Source organism: Arsenicicoccus dermatophilus (genome assembly GCF_046267915.1).
In the GTDB taxonomy this organism is placed as follows: Bacteria; Actinomycetota; Actinomycetes; order Actinomycetales; family Dermatophilaceae; genus Arsenicicoccus; species Arsenicicoccus dermatophilus_A.
In genome coordinates this window covers 558,190-579,892 of sequence record NZ_CP176520.1, presented here as the reverse complement: position 1 = coordinate 579,892, position 21,703 = coordinate 558,190, and the positions used below count along the sequence as shown (strand labels likewise).

Below are 21,703 nucleotides of genomic sequence, written 5' to 3'. Positions count from 1 at the left end.
CGGCAACGCGCGTTGACCGCCATCTGCAGGGACGGCCCGGGCCGGGCGCGTGCCTGAGCCTACTCAGCAGGCAGCACAGAGTGTTATCCGGGCGCCAGTCGTACACCCGCACGGACGACGTACCGCCGTTCTGGTCACGAGCAGGGGCGCAGCGTGGCAATCAAGGGGAATTCAGGTGATAGACCGCGCTGCGGTCCTGAGCCGGGTCCCCTGCTCCGGCACGCACGGGCGGGCGGCGGAACGCGAGGAGTGACCGGCGTCCAGGGTGCGCCGACGAGGACGCCCGCCCGCCGGGTCCGGCAGGCCTCCCCCCGCCGGACCCGGCGGACCACCGGGCCCTCCGGGCGACCGGTCCCGGCGCGTAGGACGGGCGCTCCCGCGAGCGCTCAGGCCGTGAAGCGTCGTCCGGTGAGCGCCTCGTAGGCCTCGACGTACTTGGCCCGGGTGCGTTCGACGACCTCCGCGGGCAGCGCCGGCGGCTGCCCGCCCGAGCGGCGGTCCCAGCCGGAACGCTCCGAGGTCAGCCAGTCACGCACGTACTGCTTGTCGTACGACTCCTGCGCGCTGCCCGGACGCCAGGACGCCGCGGGCCAGAAACGGCTCGAGTCCGGCGTCAGCACCTCGTCGGCGAGGACGACCTCGGTCTCCCCGCCCGCGACCGGCCGCAGGCCGTACTCCACCTTGGTGTCCGCGAGCAGGATGCCGCGCTCGCGGGCGATCTCGTTGCCCCGGGCCAGGATCCGCGTGGTCAGGTCCCGCAGGCGCGCCGCCAGGTCAGCCCCCACCTGCGCCTCGACCTCGGCATAGGTCATCGGCTGGTCGTGCTCGCCCACCGGGGCCTTGGTGGTCGGGGTGAAGATCGGCGACGGCAGCTCGGAGCCGTCGGTGAGGCCCGCGGGCAGCGCGACGCCGCACACCGAGCCGCGGGCGCGGTACTCCCCGAGCCCGCTGCCGGTGAGGTAGGCCCGGCCGATGCACTCGACCGGCACCATGTCGAGCCGCTCCACGAGCACGGCCCGCCCGGCGACCTCGCCCGGCACGTCCGTGGAGACCACGTGGTTGGGCACCAGGTCCTGGAGCTGCTCGAACCACCACAGGCTGAGCTGGGTGAGCACCGCCCCCTTGTCGGGGATCGGCGTCTCGAGCACGACGTCGTACGCCGAGATGCGGTCGCTGGCCACGAGCAGCAGCCGGTCCTCGCGCGGAGCACCGTCGTCGCCGAGCGGTGCGTAGAGATCACGGACCTTGCCGGAGTAGACGTGGGCGTAGCCGGGCAGCTGGGGCGTGGTCATCGAGGGGCCTCTCTCAGCAGGTGATCTCGCCGCGCTGCGCGGCCAGGGCGATGTCGGTGCGGTGGTGCGAGCCTGGGAGCTCGACCCGGTCGACGGCGGCATAGGCCCGCTCGCGGGCCTGCGCCAGGTCGGTGCCGAGCGCGACCACGGACAGCACCCGGCCACCCGCGGACACCAGCCGGCCGCCGGCGTCCCGGGCCGTCCCGGCGTGCAGGACGTAGGCGGGGTCGAGGTCCGTCAGCCCGGTGATCGGGCCACCGGTGGTCGGGCTCGCGGGATAGCCCTGGGAGGCGACGACCACGGTGACCGCGTGCTCCGGCCGCCAGGTCAGGGGCGGCAGCTCGGCGAGGCGCCCGGTCGCGGCCGCGAGGAGCAGGGCCCCCAGGGGGTCGACGAGGCGGGCGAGCACGACCTGGGTCTCGGGGTCGCCGAAGCGGGCGTTGAACTCCACGACCCGCGGGCCGCGGGAGGTGAGCGCGAGCCCGACGTACAGCACGCCGACGAAGGGGGTGCCGCGCCGGGCCATCTCGTCGACCGTCGGCTGCGCCACCTGCGCCACGACGTCCTCGACCAGTCCCTCCGGGGCCCAGGTCAGCGGCGAGTAGGCCCCCATGCCGCCGGTGTTGGGTCCGGCGTCACCGTCGCCGACGCGCTTGAAGTCCTGCGCCAGGGCTAGCGGCACGACCGTCCGCCCGTCGCAGACGCAGAACAACGACGCCTCCGGGCCGTCGAGGAAGTCCTCGACCACGACGCGACCCTCGTCCTTGGTCAGGCACTCGCGCGCGTGCGCCAGTGCGGCGTCACGGTCCTCGGCGACGACGACCCCCTTCCCCGCGGCGAGCCCGTCGTCCTTGACGACGTACGGCGCACCGAAGGCGTCCAGCGCCTCGGCCACCTCCGCCTCGGTGGCGCAGGTGCGGGCCTGCGCGGTGGGGACGCCCGCCGCCGCCATCACCTCCTTGGCGAAGGCCTTGGAGCCCTCGAGCCGGGCCGCCTCGGCGCCGGGCCCGAAGACCGCGATCCCCCGCTCGCGCAGCTCGTCGGCGACGCCCGCCACGAGCGGCGCCTCGGGACCGATCACAACCAGGTCGACGGCGAGCCGCCCGGCCAGGTCCGCCACGGCCGCCCCGTCCGTGATCGCCCCGGGCAGGTCCGCGCAGGTGGCGATCTCGGCGATCCCGGGGTTGCCGGGTGCCGCCGTGACGGACTCCACCCCGGGGTCCTGGACGAGGGCGTGGACGATGGCGTGCTCACGGGCACCGCTGCCGACGACGAGTACCTTCACAGGGCCCACCCTAAGTGCCCGGCGAGGCCGGTGCGGCGCGGGCGCCGTGGCGCCGGGCCGCACCGCCCGGGACGACCCTCTTGGCTAGAGTGGGTCGCTCCCTGCTCGGGGCCCACCCTGCCGCAGGCCATCCATCCCTCGACCGCCAGCAGGTGACAGCGCACGTGACGGACCTCCACCAGCCCACCGCACCGTCCGCCGACGCGGCCCTCCGGGGCGAGCTCGCCGTCGAGCAGGGGCACGTGGACCGCGTCTACTCCGAGCTGGAGCGGGCCTCCCAGCGGGCCCGGCTCCTGGAGACCGAGGGCCTGTCCCGCGGGCGCACCGACCGGGTGGGCGACGTGCGGGACGAGGAGGCGTCGGCGTTGTTCGAGCGGGATGCCCTGATGTTCAACGCCGCCCGACGTCGCGCCTCGCTGGAGAGCCAGTACGAGGGGCTCGTTTTCGGCCGGCTGGACATCGAGCACCCGCCCGGTCCCGGTCAGGGCCGCGAGGTGCGGTACGTCGGCCGCCTGGGCGTGCGCGACGCGGACTACGAGCCCCTGGTCATCGACTGGCGGGCACCGGCGGCCGCGCCCTTCTACCGCGCCACCCCGGCCGCGCCCATGGACGTCGTGCGGCGCCGGGTGCTGCGGTGCCGCGGCGACCGGGTGCTGGGCGTCGAGGACGACCTGATGGTGCCCGTGGCCCCCGACGACATCGTGGTGGTCGGGGACGGCGCCCTGATGGCCGCCCTGACCCGCTCGCGCGGGGCCCGGATGCGCGACATCGTGGCGACCATCCAGCATCACCAGGACGAGGCGATCCGCGCCGAGGCGCGCGGCGTCACCGAGATCACCGGCGGCCCCGGCACCGGCAAGACCGTGGTGGCCCTGCACCGCGCGGCCTACCTGCTGTACTCCGACCGGCGTCGGTTCGAGTCCGGAGGCGTGCTCGTCGTGGGCCCGTCGGCCGCCTACACCGCCTACATCGAGCGGGTGCTGCCCTCCCTGGGCGAGGACTCGGTGTCGCTGCGGGCGCTCGGGGACCTGGTCGACGGCATCTGCACGGACCGGGTGGACGATCAGGAGGCTGCCGCGGTCAAGGGCTCGCTGCGGATGCGCACCGTCCTCGCCCGCGCCGCCCGCGGCCGGGACCCGCAGGCCCCAGCCGAGCTGCGCGTCATGGTGGCGGGACACCCGCTGCGGCTCGACGCCAAGGCGCTGGACCAGGTGCGCGCCACGGTGCTGCGCCGTCACCGCCGCAACGGCTCCTGGCAGGCCGCCGTCGAGGCGCTGGGCCAGGCGCTGTGGCAACGGGTGCTGCAGCAGGCGCCCGGCGCCGACCGCGACGAGTTCTTCGAGGCCTACGACGACCACCTGGACGTCGAGGCCTTCCTGCGGCGCTGGTGGCGCCCGCTGGACCCGCGCGAGGTCGTGCTGTGGCTGGCCCGGCCCGAGGCGCTCGCCCGGCACGCCCGGGGGCTGCTGTCTCCGAGGGAGCAGTCCGTGGTGGTCGACTCCCTGGAGGTCGCCCTGGCCACCGGCACCTGGTCCGTCGCCGACGTCGCCCTCGTCGACGAGGTGTCCGCGCGGATCGGCATCCTGGATGACCTGCCGTCCGAGGAGCGTGGGTTCTACGAGATCGAGGAGCTCGACAGCGTCGAGCAGTACGGCGTCAGCGAGGTGACCGTCGGTGGTCACCGGCTCCGGTCCGCCGAGCCACGCGCCGAGGTGTCCCCGGCGACGGCGCGGGAGCGGCTGCTCGCCGGCCGCGTCGGCGAGCCCGACGACTACGCGCACGTCCTGGTCGACGAGGCCCAGGACGTCTCCCCCATGCAGTGGCGGGCCCTGGGTCGCCGGGGGCGGCGCGCCTCCTGGACGGTGGTGGGCGACGCGGCCCAGGCCTCCTGGCCGGTGCCCGAGGAGGCGGCTGAGGCCCGGCGCGAGGCCTGGCGCGAGATCGAGCCCCGGCGTTTCCACATGACCACGAACTACCGCAACGCCTCGGAGATCTTCGGGTACGCCGCCCGGGTCATCCGCGAGCACGTGCCCGACGCGGACATCCCCGTGGCGGTGCGCGAGACGGGCGTCGAGCCGGTCGACCGCACGGTGCCCGCAGCCACCCTCGCCGAGGAGGTGACGACCGCCGCCCGCGGCTTGCTCGACGAGGTCGAGGGTCTGGTCACCGTCATCCTCCCGCCCTCCCACGCCGACCTGCTGCCCGTGCTGACCCCCCTCGGGGAGCGCGTGGTGGCGATCGATCCGCTGTCGACCAAGGGCCTGGAGTACGACGCGACGGTCGTCGTCGACCCGGAGGCGATCGTGCACGAGACGGCCGGCGGGATCCGCACGCTCTACGTCACGCTGACCCGCGCCGCCCACCGGATGACCGTGCTCCGGCCCGCGTGAGGGTGGCCCCGGCAGGTGAGACGGGGCTGTCGGGCGGCGGCGGCGCCCGACACACTCGGGGCATGACCGAGCCCGCGAACCCCGAGACGGCGTCGGAGGACCCGGTGCTGTCGTCCTACCGCCAGAGCATCGACAACATCGACGCCGCCCTGGTCCACCTGCTCGCCGAGCGCTTCAAGATCACCCAGAAGGTCGGCGAGCACAAGGCGACCGCCCAGCTGCCGCCGGCCGACCCCGACCGCGAGGAGCGCCAGATCGCGCGCCTGCGCGCCCTGGCCGAGTCCGCCCAGCTGGACCCGGAGTTCGGCGAGAAGTTCCTGCGGTTCGTGATCGACGAGGTCATCCATCACCACGAGCGGATCCGCGACCCCCGCTGACCGGGAGCCGCCACCCGCACCGGGCCGCCCGCCTGGCCTCAGGCGGGCGGCCCGGTGCCGGGGTGGGCGGGGTCAGTCCCGACCGAGCAGGTCGTGCCGGACGACGACCTCGTCACGACCCGGGCCGACGCCGATGACCGAGACCCGCGCCCCGACCTGCTGCTCCACGAACTCCACGTAGCGACGGGCGTTCTCGGGCAGCTCCTCGAAGCTGCGGCAGCCGGTGACGTCCTCCTGCCAGCCGGGGAGGATCTCGTAGACCGGCGTCGCGTGGTGGAAGTCGCTCTGGGACACCGGCATCTCCTCCACGCGCTCGCCGTTGATCTCGTAGGCCACGCACACCGGGATCTCGGCGAAGGTGTCGAGGTTGTCGAGCTTGGTGATGACGACGTCGGTGACGCCGTTGATGCGGGTGGCGTAGCGCCCGACGACGACGTCGAGCCAGCCGATGCGGCGCGGCCGCCCGGTCGTCGTCCCGAACTCGTGCCCGATCTCACGGAGCCGGTCGCCGACCTCGTCGTGCAGCTCGGTGGGGAAGGGCCCCTCGCCGACGCGGGTGGTGAAGGCCTTGAGGATGGCGATGACCCGGTCGACGCGGGTGGGCGGGATGCCCGCACCGGTGCACGCCCCGCCGGAGGTGGCGTTGGAGGAGGTGACGTAGGGGTAGGTGCCGTGGTCGACGTCGAGCAGGGTGGCCTGCCCGGCCTCGCACAGCACGACCTTGCCGGCGTCCAGGGCCTGGGAGATCTCCAGGGAGGTGTCCGCCACCATCGGGCGCAGCCGCTCGACGTAGGACAGCAGCTCCTGCACGACCACCTCGGACTCGATGGCCCGACGGTTGTAGAGCTTGGTGAGCATCTGGTTCTTGGAGACCAGGGCGGCCTCGACCTTCTGCCGCAGGATCGACTCGTCGAAGAGGTCCTGCACCCGGATGCCGATGCGGTTCATCTTGTCGGCGTACGTCGGGCCGATGCCGCGGCCGGTGGTGCCGATCTTGCGCTTGCCCAGGAAGCGCTCGCCCACCTTGTCCATCGTCGTGTTGTACGACGCGATCACGTGCGCGTTGGCAGAGATCCGCAGCCGGGACGTGTCGATCCCACGGGCCTCGAGCCCGTCCAGCTCCGCCATCAGCACGCCGAGGTCGACGACCACGCCGTTGCCGATCACCGGTGTGACCCCGGGGGTCAGGATGCCGGACGGGAGCAGGTGCAGCGCGTACTTCTCACCGTCGATGACGACGGTGTGCCCTGCGTTGTTGCCGCCGTTGAACTTGACCACGTAGTCGATCTCGGGGCCGAGCAGGTCGGTGGCCTTGCCCTTGCCCTCGTCGCCCCACTGGGCCCCGACGAGCACGATGCCTGGCATAGCGGTGTTGCCTTCCGGTGAGCTGAGCACGTCGCGCGTGCCTGCGTGCACGTGACAGTCGCCCGTGCCCCCGGATCTTACCGGGTCACCGCTGTCGGGGCTGGCGCGCGACGGCCATCCCCAGCTGGAAGCGGGTGGAGACGCCCAGCTCGTCCATCAGCGTGGCCACCCGGCGACGCACCGTCCGCAAGGAGACCCCCAGGTGTCGGGCGATGGCCTCGTCCTTGTGGCCTGCTGCCAGCAGCGTGAGCAGCCGGCGGTCGTCGGCGTCGTCGGCGGACTCGTCCGGCGGTGGCATGCCCGCCGCCCAGGCGAGCTCGAACAGGTGCCGGAAGGTCTGCACGAGCATCGGGTCCCGCACCTTGACGTAGTCCGCCTGGACGCTGGCCCACTCCGTGGTGGCGATGACCAGGTCCTGGCCGAAGACCACGAACTCCGACAGCGGGTCCCGCACCAGCCGCTGCTTCTCCCCCACCGCGGCGAACCGCGACATCCAGATCCGCGCCGACGGGGAGGACAGCGCCGTCATGGGATAGAGCGAGCGCATCTCCCGGCCCGAGGTGATCGTGGCCCGCGACTGCTGCAGCACCTGGTCGATGCCGTCCGGGCTCCAGTCGGCGGTGATGGCCGAGGACCGGATGGCGCCGGTCGTGGAGCGGATCGACTCCAGGACGACCCCGTGCATCAGGTCGGCGGGCACCACCTCCCAGGTGGGGCGGCGGGCACCGCGGCGCGCGGTGTCGTGGTCCGCGACGAAGTGGGCGATGGCGTTGCGGGCCCGCTCCAGCTCCCCCTGGCGACGGCGCACCTCCCCGAGCTCCCCCTCGAGCAGCCGGCCGATGGTGGCGCGGGGGTCGTCCGCGAGGAGCACACCGTCGTCGGTCTCGGCAACGAGCCCCAGGTCGAGCAGCGGCACCACGGCGTGCCGGAGCGTGGCGAGGTCCCACCCGAGCTGCTCGGCGAGCTCCGGGACCCCGATGGGGGCACCCCGAAGGATCTGTCGGTAGAGCCGCTCGGCACCGGAAGAGATGTCGAGCGACCGCAGGTAGGCCGTCACGATGACCGCCCGGGAAGCCCGGATCGCCGCATACGTGACAGGTTAGTGCCATTGACCGATTCGAGACATTCCAAAGCCCATGAGTGGGACATACTTGATGCATCGCTGCGAAACGTCACGCAACGTGCCTGAGCAACACGTTTGCCGTCAGCAGCGATCGAGGAGAGCGCTTGATGGCGGCGCTGCCTCACCAGGGGGGAACACGGTGCCGGGGCAGGGGATGCCCCGGCACCACCCCTGTCCGGACCGGTCCGCGGTACGTCGCTGGCGCCCTCCCCGGTGAGACCGGGAGAAGGTGCCTGCGACGTACGAGCAGGGCTCAGGCGAGGTCGAGCCGCATCTGCCGGGCGGCGGTCATCGAGGAGTCGCGCAGCAGCTGCGCGCACCGGTCCCGCTCGTCCTCCTCGCCGATCGCGTCGGCCGCGTAGGCCAGTGCGGCGATGGCGCACAGGACGCCGCGGTTGGGTTCGTGTTCCCAGGGGACCTCCCCCTGACCGCGCCAGCCCGCGCGACGCAGGGCGTCCAGCCCCCGGTGGTAGCCGGTGCGGGCGTAGGCATACGCCTGCACGGCCTGCCCGTCCTGGAGCGCCTGCTCGGCGAGCGAGGCCCAGGCGAGGGACGAGGTGGGGTGCAGGGCGGCGACGGCCGTGAGCTCCAGGCCCGAGGCGATCGACGCGGCTGCCGGGTCGTCCGGCAACCGCGTCGGCTCGGGCCCCAGCAGGTTGGGGCGCTCGGTCATGTCAGACCAGGCTCACTGGTGGGTGCCGGCGGACCGGAGGTTCTCGCAGGCCTCGACGACGCGCCTGGCCATGGCCGCCTCGGCCTCCTTGCCCCACGCACGCGGGTCGTACTGCTTCTTGTTGCCGACCTCGCCGTCGACCTTGAGGACGCCGTCGTAGTTCTTCATCATCCAGGCGGCGACCGGGCGGGTGAAGGCGTACTGCGTGTCGGTGTCGACGTTCATCTTGACCACGCCGTAGTCGACCGCGTCGGAGATCTCCTGCGGCAGCGAGCCGGAGCCCCCGTGGAAGACCAGGTCGAGCGGCTTGTCGCCCTTGTCCGAGCCGTACTTCGCGACGATCGCGTCCTGGCATTGCTTGAGGATCTCGGGGCGCAGCTTGACGTTGCCCGGCTTGTAGACGCCGTGCACGTTGCCGAAGGTGAGGGCAGCCATGTAGCGGCCCTTCTCGCCCAGGCCGAGGGCCTCGACGGTCTTCAGCGCGTCCTCGGGGGTGGTGTAGAGCTGGTCGTTGATCTCGTTGGCGACACCGTCCTCCTCACCGCCGACGACGCCGATCTCGACCTCGAGGATGACGTCGAGGCGGTGGCAGATCTCCAGGAGCTCCTGGGCGATCTCGAGGTTGCGGTCCAGCGGCACCGCGGAGCCGTCCCACATGTGGGACTGGAAGATCGGCCGGCCGGTCTGCTTGAACTGCTCCTCGGAGGCCTTCAGCAGCGGGCGGACGAAGCCGTCCAGCTTGTCCTCGGGGCAGTGGTCGGTGTGCAGGGCGATGTTGACGTCGTAGTTCTTGGCGACCTCGGTCGCGTAGGCGGCCAGCGCCAGGGAGCCGGACACCATGTTCTTGACGGTCGAGCCGGACAGGTAGTCCGCGCCGCCGGTGGAGACCTGGATGATGCCGTCGCTGCCGGCCTCGGCGAAACCACGGATGGCCGCCGTCGCGGTCTGCGAGGACGTGACGTTGATGGCCGGGTACGCGAAGGAGCCAGCCTTCGCGCGGTCGAGCATGTCGCGGTAGACCTCGGGGGTTGCGATGGGCATGGGTGACTTCTCCTTCGATCGGTCGTCATCACGCCGAGGCTCGGCACCTCGGCTCGGGTCCATCCTGGCACCTCCGGGCTCGCGGGGGCGACCCACCTGCGTCGTGGACCAGCCGGTGGACGTCGCGTCCGGATGACGGCGCTCCCGGCCCGGTGCTCATGCCGGGGGCGGCTCCTGGCCGAAGGCGTGCTGCCGCACCCAGGCGTGCATCGCGATCGCGGCGGCGGCCCCCGCGTTGAGCGAGCGCGTGGAGCCGAACTGGGTGATGTGGACGACGGCGTCCGCGGCGTCGAGCAGCTCGGGCGTCAGGCCCGGCCCCTCCTGCCCGAGGGCGAGCAGGCACCGGCGCGGGAGGGCCGTGGTCTCCAGCGGGACCGACCCCGGCACGTTGTCCACGGCGATCAGCGGTATGCCGGGAGACTGCGCCCCGCACCACCGCACCAGGTCGTCGACGTCGGGGTGGTGGAGCTCGTGCTGGTAGCGATCGGTCACCATGGCGCCGCGGCGGTTCCACCGGCGGCGGCCGACGACGTGGAAGGCCGCCACGTTGAAGGCGTTGGCCGTCCGCACGACGGACCCGATGTTGAGGTCGTGCTCCCAGTTCTCCACCGCGACGTGCAGCTCGTGACGGGAACGGTCCAGCTCCGCCACCACGGCCTGCAGCGTGAGGTAGCGGAAGTGGTCCGCGACGTTGCGCCGGTCGCCGTCCCGCAGCAGTTGCGGGTCGTACCTCGGGTCGGGCTCGCCCGACGGGAGGGTCGGCCAGGGGCCGACCCACGGACCCACCCCGACGACCCGCCGCGGGCTCCTCTCGTCGGGCTCCCCGTCGCGCCGCGTACCCTGACCCCCGTGATGATCCCCCACGCGCTGTCCTCCCTGCAGTGGATGGACCCGCAGTATCTCCTCGACCACTACGGCACCGCGTTCTTCTGGGTGTCGATGGCCATCGTGTTCGTCGAGTGCGGGTTGCTCTTCCCGATCCTGCCCGGCGACTCGTTGCTGTTCGCGATCGGCATGTTCGTCAAGCGCGGCGACGTACACATGAGCCTGCCGCTGGCGCTCGTGCTGCTCAGCGCGGCGGCCTTCGCGGGCAACGTCGTGGGCTACGAGATCGGCCGCGCGCTGGGCGGCTCGCTCTACCACCGCGACGGCCGCGTCCTCAAGAAGAAGTACTTCGACCAGACCATCGACTTCTTCGACAAGTACGGCAACAAGGCCCTGGTGATCGGTCGCTTCGTGCCGATCGTGCGGACCTTCATCACGGTGGTCGCCGGCGTGGGGCAGATGGACCGCCGCCGGTTCTTCACCTGGTCGGCGGTCGGTGCGGTGCTGTGGGCCTGCTCGGTCACCCTCGCGGGCTACCTGCTGGGCGGCATCCCCGCCGTCCACGACAACCTCGAGACCGCGATCCTGCTCATCGTCGCGCTGTCGCTGCTGCCCATGGTCTTCGAGTGGTCGATGCACCGCCGCCGTCAGGCGCGATCCCGGCTCGCCGACGACGAGGTCCCGGCGACCCGCGGCAGTCGTCACCGACGGTGACGGCTTATCTTCGCCAGGAGGCCGTCCGTGTCACCCCAGCTGAGAGATCGGTTCAGGCATGACAGACGGTAGCGACATCTCGCACGATGAGAAGTCCCAGGTGAGAACCCTCGACACGACGCGCAAGCCCCTCACCCGAAGGTGTGGGGCCGCGGGGGTTACGTCTGGTTGCGTTTGTCCCTAGTGTCCGAGGTGTACCCCTCTGACACGAAGGCTTCCCATGTCTGACGCACCCCTCCGACCGGAAGAGCCGGCCTCGGCCCCCGAGGTCCCTGTCGCCGCCGAGATCCCGGCAACCGCCGGCGTCGAGGCCGACCCCGCGGTCGAGAGCACCACCCCTGCGGCGGGCACCTCGGAGCCCGCCGCCCTGCCGGAGAGCAACCTCGCGGCACCGGCCACGCCGCAGGCCACCGCGGTGGGACGTCTCGCTGCCGCGCCTGCACCGGTCAAGGCGGCCGTCGCCGCCCCGGTGCTGCTGGCCATCGCCATCGCTGCCACGCAGCTGAGCGGCAAGCCGCACGACGCGACGGTGCACCTCGAGCTGGCTCACGGCCCGGTGGCCGCCGCCCCCGCGACGAGCGGGCCGGCCGCACCCGAGAGCCCCGACGACGGCCTGCCGCCAGCCATGTCTGCCGAGGCGGCGGTCCTGGACGGCGAGTCCGCCGGCGGCACGCGCAGCGGCGTGGACCCCCAGGACGTCGGGGCGAGCGGTCCGCTGCCCGGGACCGCGCCCTCGGCAGCGGCCCCCACCGACGTCGCGCCCGTCGCTCCCCTCCCGGCAGCTCCTGCGGCCGCCCGGCCCCCCATGCCGGGTGACCCGGCCCATGCTCCGGACGTGCCGCACGCGTCGGCGGCCGCACCCGCACCGCCTGCTCCGGGTCTGGTCGCGACGGCCCCCGCCGATCCGCTGTCGCCGCAGCCCACGGCCATCGCCGCCCCACCGCTCCCGCTGCCGCCCACCGCCACGGTCCCGGCTGGCCCGGCCGTGCCGCCGGTGCCCGCGACCTCCGCACCCGCGATCCCGGCTCCGGGCACGCCGACCGTGGTGACGTCCCCGACCGCCACGCCCACCACCTCGCCCTCGGCCGTCCCCACCCCGACCGTCACCGGGCCGACCCCGACGCAGGGCGCCGCGCCCACGACGACCCCCACGCAGGGCGCCGCGCCCACAGCCGGCCCGTCCACCACCCCGTCCCCGTCGGCGACCCCCACCGCGACGAGCACCCCCACCACGACCCCGAGGCCGGGTGGTGGCGCCACCGCGACCCCGCTCGCCCTCGACCTGGACCTGGTGCTGTCCACGCTGCGGTCGCGGCCCGAGACCTCGCCGCGGACCCTGGAGGTCGTCGCAGGCGGCGGCGCCCTGCACCTGGACCCCAAGGCCGACCTGAGGCCCCTCAGGCTGCTCCCCGGGGCGCAGGCGATCGCGGAGGCCGCGCAGACACCGAGCGGGATCCTTCTGGTGCGCGCGGGCGACCCGGAGAGGACCAGGACCCTCACCGAGGGCCTCACCCGCGCCGACCTGTCCCGAGCCATCTTGGCCCTGCCCTGGGACAAGATGTCGGTCGTCCGCTGACGCCACCGGCCCCCGCGGGGCGGGCTGTCACCAGGGGGTGGCAGCCCGCCCCGCGGTCTGTCCGTCCGCCCGGTGCCTGGCCGACCGGCCGGGACGGTCGCGGGGTGCCTCCGGCCAGGACCGAGCGGGGGCGCTGCGGGACGACGCATCGTGAGCCCCTGCGATGACGCGGCCGGCGGCTCCCGCCCGTCGACGGCTCGACGAGGTACCGAAGGGCCAGGCGTCTGGCCGCGCCCGCGGCCGCACACCCACCAGCGGCCGCACGCCGGCGGCCCCGCGCTCCGACGAGGAGCGCGGGGCCGCCGGGGTGGGCGAGGTGGGCGAGGAGGTCAGGTCACCGGCGGGGAGTCTCCGGGCTGCCGGAGCCCCAGCCGAGGGCGCCGCCCTCCTGGTGAGGGTTGGTGTCGGGCATGTCCCCCTGACGACCGCCGCCCTGGGCGAGGTCGGACGCACCGGCGGGCAGCCCGCCCGCGGGGGCGTGGCCGCCCTCGGCGGTGCCGGCCTGACCGGGCAGCTGGGCCGGGGGCACCGGCGGCCCGCCCTGGACGGGGCCGCCGACGGTCGGCTCCGGGGCCGTCTCGTAGGTGCGCGCGGAGTTCGTGTCGAAGTTGACCTGCGGCGTGGAGCGCGCACCGGCCTCGGCCTCGAAGTACTGCTCCTGGCGCACGCCCGCCCGCTTGGCGATCGCGCTGCTGGGGAAGGACTCGACCTTGGTGTTGAGCTCCCGTACGGTCGCGTTGTAGTAACGACGGGCCGAGGCGATGCGGTCCTCCGTGGACGACAGCTCGGACTGCAGGGCCAGGAAGCCCTGGTTGGCCTGCAGCTGCGGGTAGGCCTCGGTGACGGCCATCAGGCGACCGAGCGCGCCGGTCAGCTCCTGCTCGGCCGCGGCGGTCTGGGCCGGGGTGCCCCCCGCCTGGACGGCGGCGGCGCGGGCCCGCATGACCTCGTCGAGGGTGCCGCGCTCGTGGCCGGCGAAGCCCTTGACGGTCTCCACGAGGTTGGGGATCAGGTCGTGACGCCGCTTGAGCTCGACGTCGATCTGGCGCCAGGACTCCTGCGTGCGGTTGCGCAGGGCGATGAGGCCGTTGTGCATGCTGATGAGCCAGAAGGCGATCGCGGCGACGATGACGAGCAGGACGATCAAGGCGATGAGCACGGGGCTCCCCCTCCAGGGCTGGACGTGGTCGTGGTCAGCCTGGCCGGACGGCCAGGACGATCACCGGTATGACGGCGCGAGGCGCCAGGACGTTCCCCGGCGCCTCGACCCGATCCGACCGGCCTGCCTCGAAGCGGCGTCCCGAGGTCGGCCGACGTGGCCGCCGGCGCAGGCCCGGTCAGGCCAGCCCGAGCTCGTCGAGGGAGTAGACGTGCAGGTAGGGAACCCCAGCCTCCTCCTTGATCCGCTCCCCCGCACCGGTGGCCCGGTCGGCGATCGTGGCGACGGCGACCACCTCGGCGCCCTCCTCGCGGCACGCGGCGACCGCCTCCAGCGGCGACCCGCCCGTCGTGGTGGTGTCCTCCACCACGAGCACCCGGCGGCCCTTGATCGAGGGCCCCTCGATGCGCTGCTGCAGGCCGTGGGCCTTGCCGGCCTTGCGGACCACGAAGGCGTCGAGGCGCGCCCCGGCGGCGGCCGACGCGTGCAGCATGGAGGTGGCGACGGGATCGGCTCCCAGCGTCAGGCCGCCGACGGCGTCATACGCCAGGTCCTTGGTGAGGTCGCGCAGCACGATGCCGACGAGGGGGGCCGCCTCGCCGTTCAGCGTGATCCGGCGCAGGTCGACGTAGTAGTCGGCCTCCTTGCCGGAGGACAGGGTGACGCGGCCGTGGACGATGGCCTTGTCCTTGATGATCTCGAGCAGGCGGGCGCGGGCGTCGGCAGGGTTCATGGCCCCGAGCCTAGCCGCGTCCCAGGTCAGCCCAGGCGGCGGCGACGGGTGGCCAGCTGCATGCTCGCGCTGCGGACCAGGCCGCGGGGCAGCACCTGCAGGGTGCCGACCAGGCCCTTGTAGAGCACCCCCGGGACCGAGACGACCCGGCCGCGGGCGACGTCGTCGAGGCAGTCCTGCACCAACCGGTCGGCGTCCAGCCAGGCCACCTCCGGCAGCAGCGACATGTCCATCTGCGCCCGATCGTGGAACTCGGTGTGCGTGAAGCCCGGGCACAGGGCGGTGGCGGTGACGCCGGTGCCGCGCAGCTCCATGGCGAGCGCCTCGGTGAAGGTCGTCGTCCAGGCCTTGGCCGCGGAGTAGGTGCCCATGGCCACGAAGCTCGCGACCGAGGAGACGTTGACGATCGCGCCGCGCCCGCGCGCCCGCATCGCCACGGCCGCCACCTGCGAGAGGACGAGCACGGCGCGGGTGTGCAGCAGCAGGTGGTGCTCCTCTGCGTCGATCGGGGTCTTCAGGAAGGAGGTCTTCATCCCGTAGCCCGCGTTGTTGACCAGCAGGTCCACGGGGCGCTGCTGGTCGGCGAGCCGGTCCGCGACGCGCTGCAGCTCGGCACGGTCGGTGAGGTCGGCGGGGAGCACCTCGCAGGTCGTGCCGTGCAGCTCGCGCAGCTCGTCGGCGAGGCCCTGGAGGCGATCCTGCGCGCGGGCGACGAGCACCAGGTCGTGACCGCGGCAGGCGAGCTCGCGGGCGAAGGCCTGACCGATGCCGGCGGACGCGCCGGTGACGAGAGCGATTGCCATGCGGGCAGTATGTCGGACCCGGCCCCTAGGGTGGGCGCGTGCGCATCGCTACGTGGAACGTCAACAGCATCCGGACCCGGGTCGACCGGGTCGTCGCCTTCCTGGAGCGGCACGACGTCGACGTGCTCGCCCTGCAGGAGCTCAAGTGCAAGGACGCGCAGTTCCCGACGCTGCCCTTCGAGCAGGCGGGCTACGAGGTCGCCGTCCACGGGCTCGACCAGTGGAACGGTGTCGGCATCGCCTCCCGGGTGGGCCTGAGCGACGTGGAGGTCGGCTTCGAGGGCATGCCGACGTACGGCGAGCCGGAGGCCGTCGCCGAGGCCCGCGCGCTGGCCGCGACCTGCGACGGCGTGCGGGTGTGGTCGCTCTACGTCCCCAACGGGCGCGAGGTCGGCCACAGCCACTACGCCTACAAGCTGGACTGGCTGGCGCGGCTGCGCGACCGGGGGGCCGAGTGGCTCGCCGCGGACCCGCAGGCGCAGGTGGCGCTGATGGGCGACTGGAACGTCGCCCCCCGGGACGAGGACGTGTGGGACGTGGCGGTCTTCGACGGGGCCACCCACGTCTCCGAGCCCGAGCGGGCCGCCTTCCGCGCCGTCCTCGAGGCGGGCTATGCCGACGTGGTGCGCCCCCACACGCCCGGCCCGGGGGTCTACACCTACTGGGACTACACCCAGCTGCGCTTCCCCAAGAAGCAGGGGATGCGCATCGACTTCTGCCTGGCCTCCCCCGCCCTGGCGGCCCGGGTGACCGGCGCCTGCATCGACCGTGAGGAGCGCAAGGGCAAGGGCGCGAGCGACCACGCCCCCGTCATCGTCGACCTGGACTGAGCCCACCGGGGTCGACGGGCCGCGGGAGCGGCGGCCGGACGCCCGTCGGCCGGAGGGCGGGGCTCAGGGCTCGGTGCCCAGCCCCTGACACCCGGGCAGGAGGCCGGGCTCAGGCGGCCAGGCGCAGCGGCTGCAGCTGGTCGATGCCGCGGGTGCCCATGACGAAGAAGCCCAGGTCGCGGATCCCCTGCTCCTGGCAGTAGCGCTGGACGGCCTCCTGCCAGAGCCGGTCGGTCGGGGTGGCGTGGATCGGACCGTGCCGGACCACGCAGCACGCCGCCGACACGTGGGGTGCACCCACGCCGATGGTGGCGTCCAGGACGGTGCGCTGGGTGACCGGGTCGACCGGGATCTCGTCGAGCCGGAGCAGCAGCGGGGTGAGCAGGTGCCCGTTGAGGTCGCACAGCAGGAAGCACAGCTCCGGCCCCGACCCCGGCCCGGGGAGGGTGTCGCGCAGCACCGTGCGCACCAGCTCCGGGTCGGTGAGGGGCCGCTCGTCGATGAGGTCGTAGATCGTCATACGACCGATGAAAGGCGCGTCGACCGGCCGGGTCCAGGGTGCCGTTCTGCCTGGGGACGCCGACGTGGGCTGCCGCGCGGGCACCAGACGGCATGTGCGTGGCGAGCGGACCAGGCAGGTGGCCTCAGCTGCGGTCGGGGACGGATCGACCACGCAGGGTAAGCGAGAGGACGGCCGCGAGGGCGGCACAGCCGGCCGCCCCCCAGAAGACCGTCTGCACCTGCACCAGGGCCGCCGTGAGCAGCACCGCGGGGTCGCCGGGGTCCGGCAGGTGCGTGGTGGCGGCGTAGAAGCGGCGCAGCCCGATGGCCGTGAGCAGCGCCAGGCCGACGATCATCCCGACCATGCGGGCCAGCACCACCAGCGCGCTCATGCTCCCGTGGCTCTCGGGGGCGACCTCGGCCAGGGCGGCGGCATTGACGGGGGCGAGCGCCAGCCCGAGACCGAGCCCCACCAGGGCGAGGGTGGGGGTCGCCGACCCGCTGGTCAGCGACCCGGTGGTCCAACGCGCCATCTCGGCCAGACCGAGGGCAGCCAGGGCGAGACCGGCCGCCGACACCCAGGAGGGCCCGACACGCCGCAGGAGCAGACCGCCGAGCAGGGCCCCGACCGGCAGCGCCACCAGGAACCGCAGCAGCACCATCGCCGCCGCGGCCTGGGTGCCGGCGACGGTGAGGCGGGCGAGCACGGGCACGTCGACGACCACCGCGGCGAGGGCCGCGCCCACCAGGAGGGACAGGACCAGGGCCGTCGCCCCGACCCGGCGCAGCAGGCCCCGGGGCACCAGCGGCACCGCGGCCGTGCGGTGTCGGACCACCCACCCCGCGGTGCACAGCGCGCCCAGCGGGAGCAGCCACGGGCCCTGCGGGCCGACGACCTGCACGGCCGGGTCGGCGGTCGCGAAGGTGAGCACCAGGCAGCCCAGCGCGCCCGCGACCAGCAGCGTCGCGACCACGTCGACCTGGCGCAGCACCGGTGTCCAGCCCCGCCAGGACAGGCCCAGCCAGGCCAGGACCAGGACCGCGGCCCCGGCGCCCAGCGGGGTGGCGAGGCGAGCCCGAGACCCCAGCGGCAGGTAGCCCCACCCCCAGGTGAGGTGGGTGACCAGGGCCTCGGGCGCCCACAGCGCGAGGACCAGGGCAGCCAGGGCGAGCCCGGGGAGCAGGTGCCGTATGCCGGCGGAAAGCGCTCGACCACCGCGATGCGGGAACGAGGAACCCCGGGCCGGCCGCGTCCGGGACGAGGCACCCGGGGCCGGCCGCGCAGGGACCACCACGTCCGGGGCGGTCGACCGCGCGGCGCCTCCCCGGCGGGTCAGCGCAGCCACCGCGCACCACAGCACCGCGGCCAGGGCGGCGTTGAGCCAGAAGACATCTCGCCAGGTGCCGGCCGCGAGCACGGCCGCGCCGAGGAGGGGCCCCACCACGGAGCCGAGCTCTTGCACCGCACCGACCACCCCGAGCGGCACGCCGCGCCGGGCGGGCGGCCAGCCGTCCGCGACCAGTGCGAGGGTGGCCGGCACCAGGCCACCGCCGCCGAGCCCCTGCAGGACCCGGCCACCCACCAGCACCGGCAGCTCGGTCGCGAGCGCGGTCACCACCGACCCGACGAGGAAGACGACGAGCAGGGCCCGCAGGACGCGTGGCCGGTCGACGAGATCGGCGAGCCGCCCGACGAGGGGCAGGACGACGACATAGCCGAGCAGGAAGCCGCTGATGATCGGGGTGGCCCGCTGCATAGCGTCGATGCCGAGCCCGACCCCGGCCATCATGTCCGGCAGGGCGAGGACCACGACGTAGGTGTCGGCCGCCGCCAGCAGCACCGCGAGGGAGGCGGCCGCCAGCAGGACCCGCGGGTGGGCGTCGGCGACCCCGCGCGCGTCAGGGGGCACTGACGGTGACCTGCTCGCCGTAGCCGTCGAGGCGGACGTCGTACCGGCTCGTGGCGCCGGTCGCGGGGAAGAAGGGGCCGGTCACGGTGACCGAGCGGACCCGGTCGTCGTCGCCGACCTGGAAGGAGACGGGGAAGGTCGCCCCGCGCTGCCCGGCCGCGAGCACGTCGACGACCTTGTCGCCGGGCAGGGTCCCGGTGATCGTCTGCACCTCGGCGCTGCCGTCGCGCTTCTTGTCGCCCAGCGCGGGCGACCGCACCGCGCCGAGCAGCGAGGAGATGCCCTTGTCGGGCGAGAGCAGGTCGGCCGGGTCGGGGGCGCCGTAGTCCGCGGCCTTGGCCGGGACGTAGGACCGGGTGAAGGGCAGGCGCAGGTGCAGCGTCCCGCCGACGGAGACCACGTCGACGGTGCCGGACAGTCCGCGGGCACGCACCGTCAGGGAGCCCTGGAAGGCCGGCTGGTGGGTGACCACGCCCTTGGCGGCGCTGACCCCCTGCGCGTCGGCGGGGAAGTCCGGCGAGGACAGGTCGACCCGCACCGACGGGCTCGCGTCCAGGGTCCTGCGGGCAGCGGCGAGCCGGTCGGCGGCGCTGCGTCCGGGCTCGTCCGGGGCGTCGCTGCAGGCCGAAGCCCCCGCGAGCAGGAGCCCGCTCAGCAGCAGGGCGCTCCCCTTGGTCCAGGTCATCTCAGGTCCCCTCCCGTGCCTCCCCCGACCGTAGCCGACCGAGGTGGGCTAGGGTGCGACCACGACGCGGGGTGCCCCTCGAGGGCTGAGATCACACCCGTCGAACCTGATCTGGCTAGCACTGGCGAAGGGACGTCGCATGGCCGAGCACACCCCGGTCTCACCCCGGCAGGTCGGCGAGGCGGTGCAGCGCCTGCGCGAGGGCAGCCCCCTCGTCCAGAGCCTGACCAACATCGTGGTCGCGCAGTGGACGGCCAACGTCCTGCTCGCCGCAGGGGCGGCCCCCGCGATGGTGGACAACCCGCACGAGGCGGGCGTGTTCGCCCAGGTGGCGGGCGGGGTCCTGGTCAACACGGGCACGCCGTACGACGACACGACGGCGGCCATGCGCGCCGCCGTGGAGGGCGCGGCGCAGGCGGGCACCCCCTGGGTCCTGGACCCCGTGGCCGCTGGTGGGCTGCCGTGGCGCACCCAGGTGGCGAGCGAGCTGATCGGCGTGCACGCCCCCGCGATCGTGCGCGGCAACGCCTCGGAGATCTCCGGGCTGCTCGGCGGTCTGGGCGGCCGGGGCGTGGACTCCGCCGCCCGGCCCGAGGAGGTGCTCGAGCAGGCGCGCTCCCTGGCCCGCGACCACGGCACCGTGGTCGCCGTGAGCGGCCCGGTGGACCACCTCACCGACGGCGAGCGCCTGGTGCGCGTCGCCAACGGCCACGAGCTGATGACCCGGGTCACCGGGGTCGGGTGCGCGCTGGGCGCGCTGATGGCGGGCTTCGCCGCCGTCTGCGAGGACCGGCTCGTCGCCGCCACCGCTGCCACGGCCCTGCTGTGCGTCGCGGCCGAACGGGCTGCCGCGACCACCCGCGGCCCCGGCAGCTTCGCGGTCGCGCTGCTCGACGAGCTGGCCCTGGTCACCCCCGACGAGGTGGCCGAGGCGGTGCGGCTGTCATGACCCGGCCGCCGCTCGACCTCACCGTCTATCTCGTCACCGACACCGTCATGGCGGGCGGCGCCGGCCGGGTCGCCCCCCTCGTCCGCGCGGCCGTCGACGGGGGCGCCACCGTCGTGCAGGTGCGCGACCCCGAGGCGGACGACGACACCGTCCTGCGGATCTCCCGCGAGGTCGTCGCCGCGCTGGTCGGCACCGGGGTGCCCGTCCTGCTCAACGACCGGGTCCACCTCGTCCAGCCGGCCGGGGCCCACGGCGCCCACGTCGGCCAGGGCGACCTCGACCCGGTGCGCGCCCGCGAGCTCCTCGGCCCGGACGCCTTGCTCGGACTCTCCTGCCAGACCGTCGAGCACGTCGAGGCGGCGCGGGCGCTGCCCGACGGCACCCTGGACTACCTCGGCCTCGGGCCGGTCTGGGACCAGACGACCAAGCCGGACGCCGCCATACCGTCCGGGCCTGCCGGAATCGCCCGGCTCGCCGCCGCGAGCCCCTGGCCCACCGTCGCCATCGGCGGCATCAGCGCCGACCGCATCGGCGAGCTGCCCGCCACCGGCGTCGACGGCGCCGCCGTGGTCAGCGCCATCTGCGCCGCCCCCGACCCTCGGGCCGCCGCGACCCTGCTCCGCACCCGATGGAAGGACGCCCCACGATGACTCCCCCGCCCAAGGTCCTGTCGATCGCCGGCTCCGACCCCTCGGGGGGCGCCGGGATCCAGGCCGACCTCAAGACCTTCAGCGCCCTCGGCGCCTACGGCATGTGCGTCGTCACCGCCCTGACCGCGCAGTCGACGAAGGGCGTGACCGGCGTCCACCCGGTGCCCGCGGGCTTCGTCACCGAGCAGCTCGACACCCTCCTGGACGACATCGCCGTCGACGCCGTCAAGATCGGGATGCTCGCCGACGCGTCGGTGACCGCCGCGGTCCGCGCCTGCCTGGAGCAGCTGCGGGCGCACGAGAGCGGCACCGAGCTGCCGATCGTCCTCGACCCGGTCATGGTCGCCACCAGCGGCGACCGGCTCCTCGCCGACGACGCCGTCGCCGCCGTGCGGGACCTGGTGCCGCTCGCCGGGATCATCACCCCCAACATCCCCGAGGCCGCCGTGCTCCTCGGCTGCGAGCCGGCCGGACACGTGGACGAGATGCTCGACCAGGCGCGGCGACTCGTCGACGCGGGCGCGCGGCGCGTCTACCTCAAGGGCGGGCACCTGGACGAGGGTGATCGGGCGACCGACGTGTATGCCGACGCCGACACCTGCGTCGCGGGGTGGAGCGAGCGGGTCGACACCCGCAACACCCACGGCACAGGCTGCACCCTGTCGTCCGCGCTGGCGGCCCTGCGACCGCAGCGCCCCGACTGGATGACCACGGTCACCGACGCCAAGCGCTGGCTGACCGACGCGCTCCACCGCGCCGACGAGCTGCAGGTCGGCCACGGCCACGGACCGGTCCACCACTTCCACGCCACCTGGAGCTGAG

General features: G+C 74.0%; 21 protein-coding genes and 1 riboswitch. Of the genes, 8 read left to right on the top strand and 13 right to left on the bottom strand.

What is annotated here, in order from left to right:
- Positions 1-386: 386 nt before the first annotated feature.
- Both ACK2IS_RS03040 and purD read right to left on the bottom strand, forming a co-directional pair.
- A complete protein-coding gene (locus tag ACK2IS_RS03040) occupies positions 387-1,292 on the bottom strand; it encodes a phosphoribosylaminoimidazolesuccinocarboxamide synthase (protein WP_409484689.1) in 906 nt (301 codons plus the stop codon).
- Positions 1,293-1,305: 13 nt separating this feature from the next.
- A complete protein-coding gene (gene purD, locus ACK2IS_RS03035) occupies positions 1,306-2,577 on the bottom strand; it encodes a phosphoribosylamine--glycine ligase (protein WP_409484688.1) in 1,272 nt (423 codons plus the stop codon).
- A gap of 164 nt (positions 2,578-2,741) precedes the next feature.
- On the opposite strand from purD, the gene ACK2IS_RS03030 reads away from it, so the two are divergent.
- Positions 2,742-4,967 (top strand): HelD family protein, encoded by a 2,226-nt coding sequence (locus tag ACK2IS_RS03030; RefSeq protein ID WP_409484687.1) that lies wholly within the window; start codon positions 2,742-2,744, stop codon positions 4,965-4,967.
- Between the two features lie 62 nt (positions 4,968-5,029).
- Positions 5,030-5,344 (top strand): chorismate mutase, encoded by a 315-nt coding sequence (locus ACK2IS_RS03025; protein WP_409484686.1) that lies wholly within the window; start codon positions 5,030-5,032, stop codon positions 5,342-5,344.
- 72 nt (positions 5,345-5,416) lie between these two features.
- On the opposite strand, the gene ACK2IS_RS03020 is transcribed toward ACK2IS_RS03025, so the two are convergent.
- The 5 genes from ACK2IS_RS03020 to ACK2IS_RS03000 all read right to left on the bottom strand — a co-directional run bounded on the left by ACK2IS_RS03020 (position 5,417) and on the right by ACK2IS_RS03000 (position 10,410).
- A complete protein-coding gene (locus tag ACK2IS_RS03020) occupies positions 5,417-6,709 on the bottom strand; it encodes an adenylosuccinate synthase (protein ID WP_409484685.1) in 1,293 nt (430 codons plus the stop codon).
- An 85-nt stretch (positions 6,710-6,794) separates the two neighbouring features.
- A complete protein-coding gene (locus ACK2IS_RS03015) occupies positions 6,795-7,766 on the bottom strand; it encodes a helix-turn-helix domain-containing protein (protein WP_409484684.1) in 972 nt (323 codons plus the stop codon).
- A 319-nt stretch (positions 7,767-8,085) separates the two neighbouring features.
- Entirely contained in the window at positions 8,086-8,505 is a 420-nt protein-coding gene (locus ACK2IS_RS03010; RefSeq protein WP_409484683.1) for a DUF3151 domain-containing protein, read from the bottom strand.
- 12 nt (positions 8,506-8,517) lie between these two features.
- Positions 8,518-9,546, bottom strand: coding sequence for a class II fructose-bisphosphate aldolase (fbaA, locus tag ACK2IS_RS03005; protein WP_409484682.1), 1,029 nt, complete (start codon positions 9,544-9,546; stop codon positions 8,518-8,520).
- A gap of 156 nt (positions 9,547-9,702) precedes the next feature.
- Positions 9,703-10,410, bottom strand: a complete 708-nt coding sequence (locus ACK2IS_RS03000) for a TrmH family RNA methyltransferase (protein WP_409484681.1) — start codon at positions 10,408-10,410, stop codon at positions 9,703-9,705.
- Between ACK2IS_RS03000 and ACK2IS_RS02995 the strand changes: the two genes are divergently transcribed.
- Complete coding sequence (locus tag ACK2IS_RS02995; RefSeq protein ID WP_409485625.1) at positions 10,399-11,085, top strand: DedA family protein; 687 nt, start codon at positions 10,399-10,401, stop codon at positions 11,083-11,085. The two genes, ACK2IS_RS03000 and ACK2IS_RS02995, sit on opposite strands and share 12 nt — an antisense overlap.
- A 220-nt stretch (positions 11,086-11,305) precedes the next feature.
- Entirely contained in the window at positions 11,306-12,661 is a 1,356-nt protein-coding gene (locus ACK2IS_RS02990; protein ID WP_409484680.1) for a hypothetical protein, read from the top strand.
- A gap of 334 nt (positions 12,662-12,995) precedes the next feature.
- Here the strand turns inward: ACK2IS_RS02990 and ACK2IS_RS02985 are convergent, their stop codons facing one another.
- From ACK2IS_RS02985 to ACK2IS_RS02975, 3 genes are all read right to left on the bottom strand, one after another.
- Positions 12,996-13,820 carry a LemA family protein gene (locus ACK2IS_RS02985; RefSeq protein ID WP_409484679.1) on the bottom strand — a complete coding sequence of 275 codons (825 nt, stop codon included), beginning with the start codon at positions 13,818-13,820 and terminating at the stop codon, positions 12,996-12,998.
- A gap of 178 nt (positions 13,821-13,998) precedes the next feature.
- The gene (gene pyrE / locus ACK2IS_RS02980) at positions 13,999-14,553 is read right to left on the bottom strand and encodes an orotate phosphoribosyltransferase (RefSeq protein ID WP_409484678.1); all 555 of its coding nucleotides are present in this window, start codon (positions 14,551-14,553) and stop codon (positions 13,999-14,001) included.
- A 26-nt stretch (positions 14,554-14,579) separates the two neighbouring features.
- The gene (locus ACK2IS_RS02975; protein WP_409484677.1) at positions 14,580-15,356 is read right to left on the bottom strand and encodes an SDR family NAD(P)-dependent oxidoreductase; all 777 of its coding nucleotides are present in this window, start codon (positions 15,354-15,356) and stop codon (positions 14,580-14,582) included.
- Between the two features lie 38 nt (positions 15,357-15,394).
- On the opposite strand from ACK2IS_RS02975, the gene ACK2IS_RS02970 reads away from it, so the two are divergent.
- The gene (locus tag ACK2IS_RS02970; protein ID WP_409484676.1) at positions 15,395-16,186 is read left to right on the top strand and encodes an exodeoxyribonuclease III; all 792 of its coding nucleotides are present in this window, start codon (positions 15,395-15,397) and stop codon (positions 16,184-16,186) included.
- 109 nt (positions 16,187-16,295) lie between these two features.
- On the opposite strand, the gene ACK2IS_RS02965 is transcribed toward ACK2IS_RS02970, so the two are convergent.
- From ACK2IS_RS02965 to ACK2IS_RS02955, 3 genes are all read right to left on the bottom strand, one after another.
- Positions 16,296-16,706, bottom strand: coding sequence for a hypothetical protein (locus ACK2IS_RS02965; RefSeq protein ID WP_409484675.1), 411 nt, complete (start codon positions 16,704-16,706; stop codon positions 16,296-16,298).
- Positions 16,707-16,830: 124 nt separating this feature from the next.
- A complete protein-coding gene (locus ACK2IS_RS02960; protein ID WP_409484674.1) occupies positions 16,831-18,597 on the bottom strand; it encodes an MFS transporter in 1,767 nt (588 codons plus the stop codon).
- Positions 18,587-19,282 (bottom strand): LppX_LprAFG lipoprotein, encoded by a 696-nt coding sequence (locus tag ACK2IS_RS02955; RefSeq protein WP_409484673.1) that lies wholly within the window; start codon positions 19,280-19,282, stop codon positions 18,587-18,589. The genes ACK2IS_RS02960 and ACK2IS_RS02955 overlap by 11 nt, the downstream gene beginning before the upstream one ends.
- 57 nt (positions 19,283-19,339) lie before the next feature.
- Positions 19,340-19,432, top strand: a riboswitch (TPP riboswitch).
- On the opposite strand from ACK2IS_RS02955, the gene thiM reads away from it, so the two are divergent.
- From thiM to thiD, 3 genes are all read left to right on the top strand, one after another.
- Positions 19,422-20,231, top strand: a complete 810-nt coding sequence (gene thiM / locus ACK2IS_RS02950) for a hydroxyethylthiazole kinase (RefSeq protein ID WP_409484672.1) — start codon at positions 19,422-19,424, stop codon at positions 20,229-20,231. Its footprint overlaps the riboswitch before it by 11 nt.
- The gene (thiE, locus tag ACK2IS_RS02945) at positions 20,228-20,881 is read left to right on the top strand and encodes a thiamine phosphate synthase (protein ID WP_409484671.1); all 654 of its coding nucleotides are present in this window, start codon (positions 20,228-20,230) and stop codon (positions 20,879-20,881) included. The genes thiM and thiE overlap by 4 nt, the downstream gene beginning before the upstream one ends.
- On the top strand, positions 20,878-21,702 hold the full coding sequence (thiD, locus tag ACK2IS_RS02940; protein ID WP_409484670.1) for a bifunctional hydroxymethylpyrimidine kinase/phosphomethylpyrimidine kinase: 825 nt from the start codon (positions 20,878-20,880) through the stop codon (positions 21,700-21,702). Before thiE ends, thiD begins: the two co-directional genes overlap by 4 nt.
- Position 21,703: the final 1 nt, after the last annotated feature.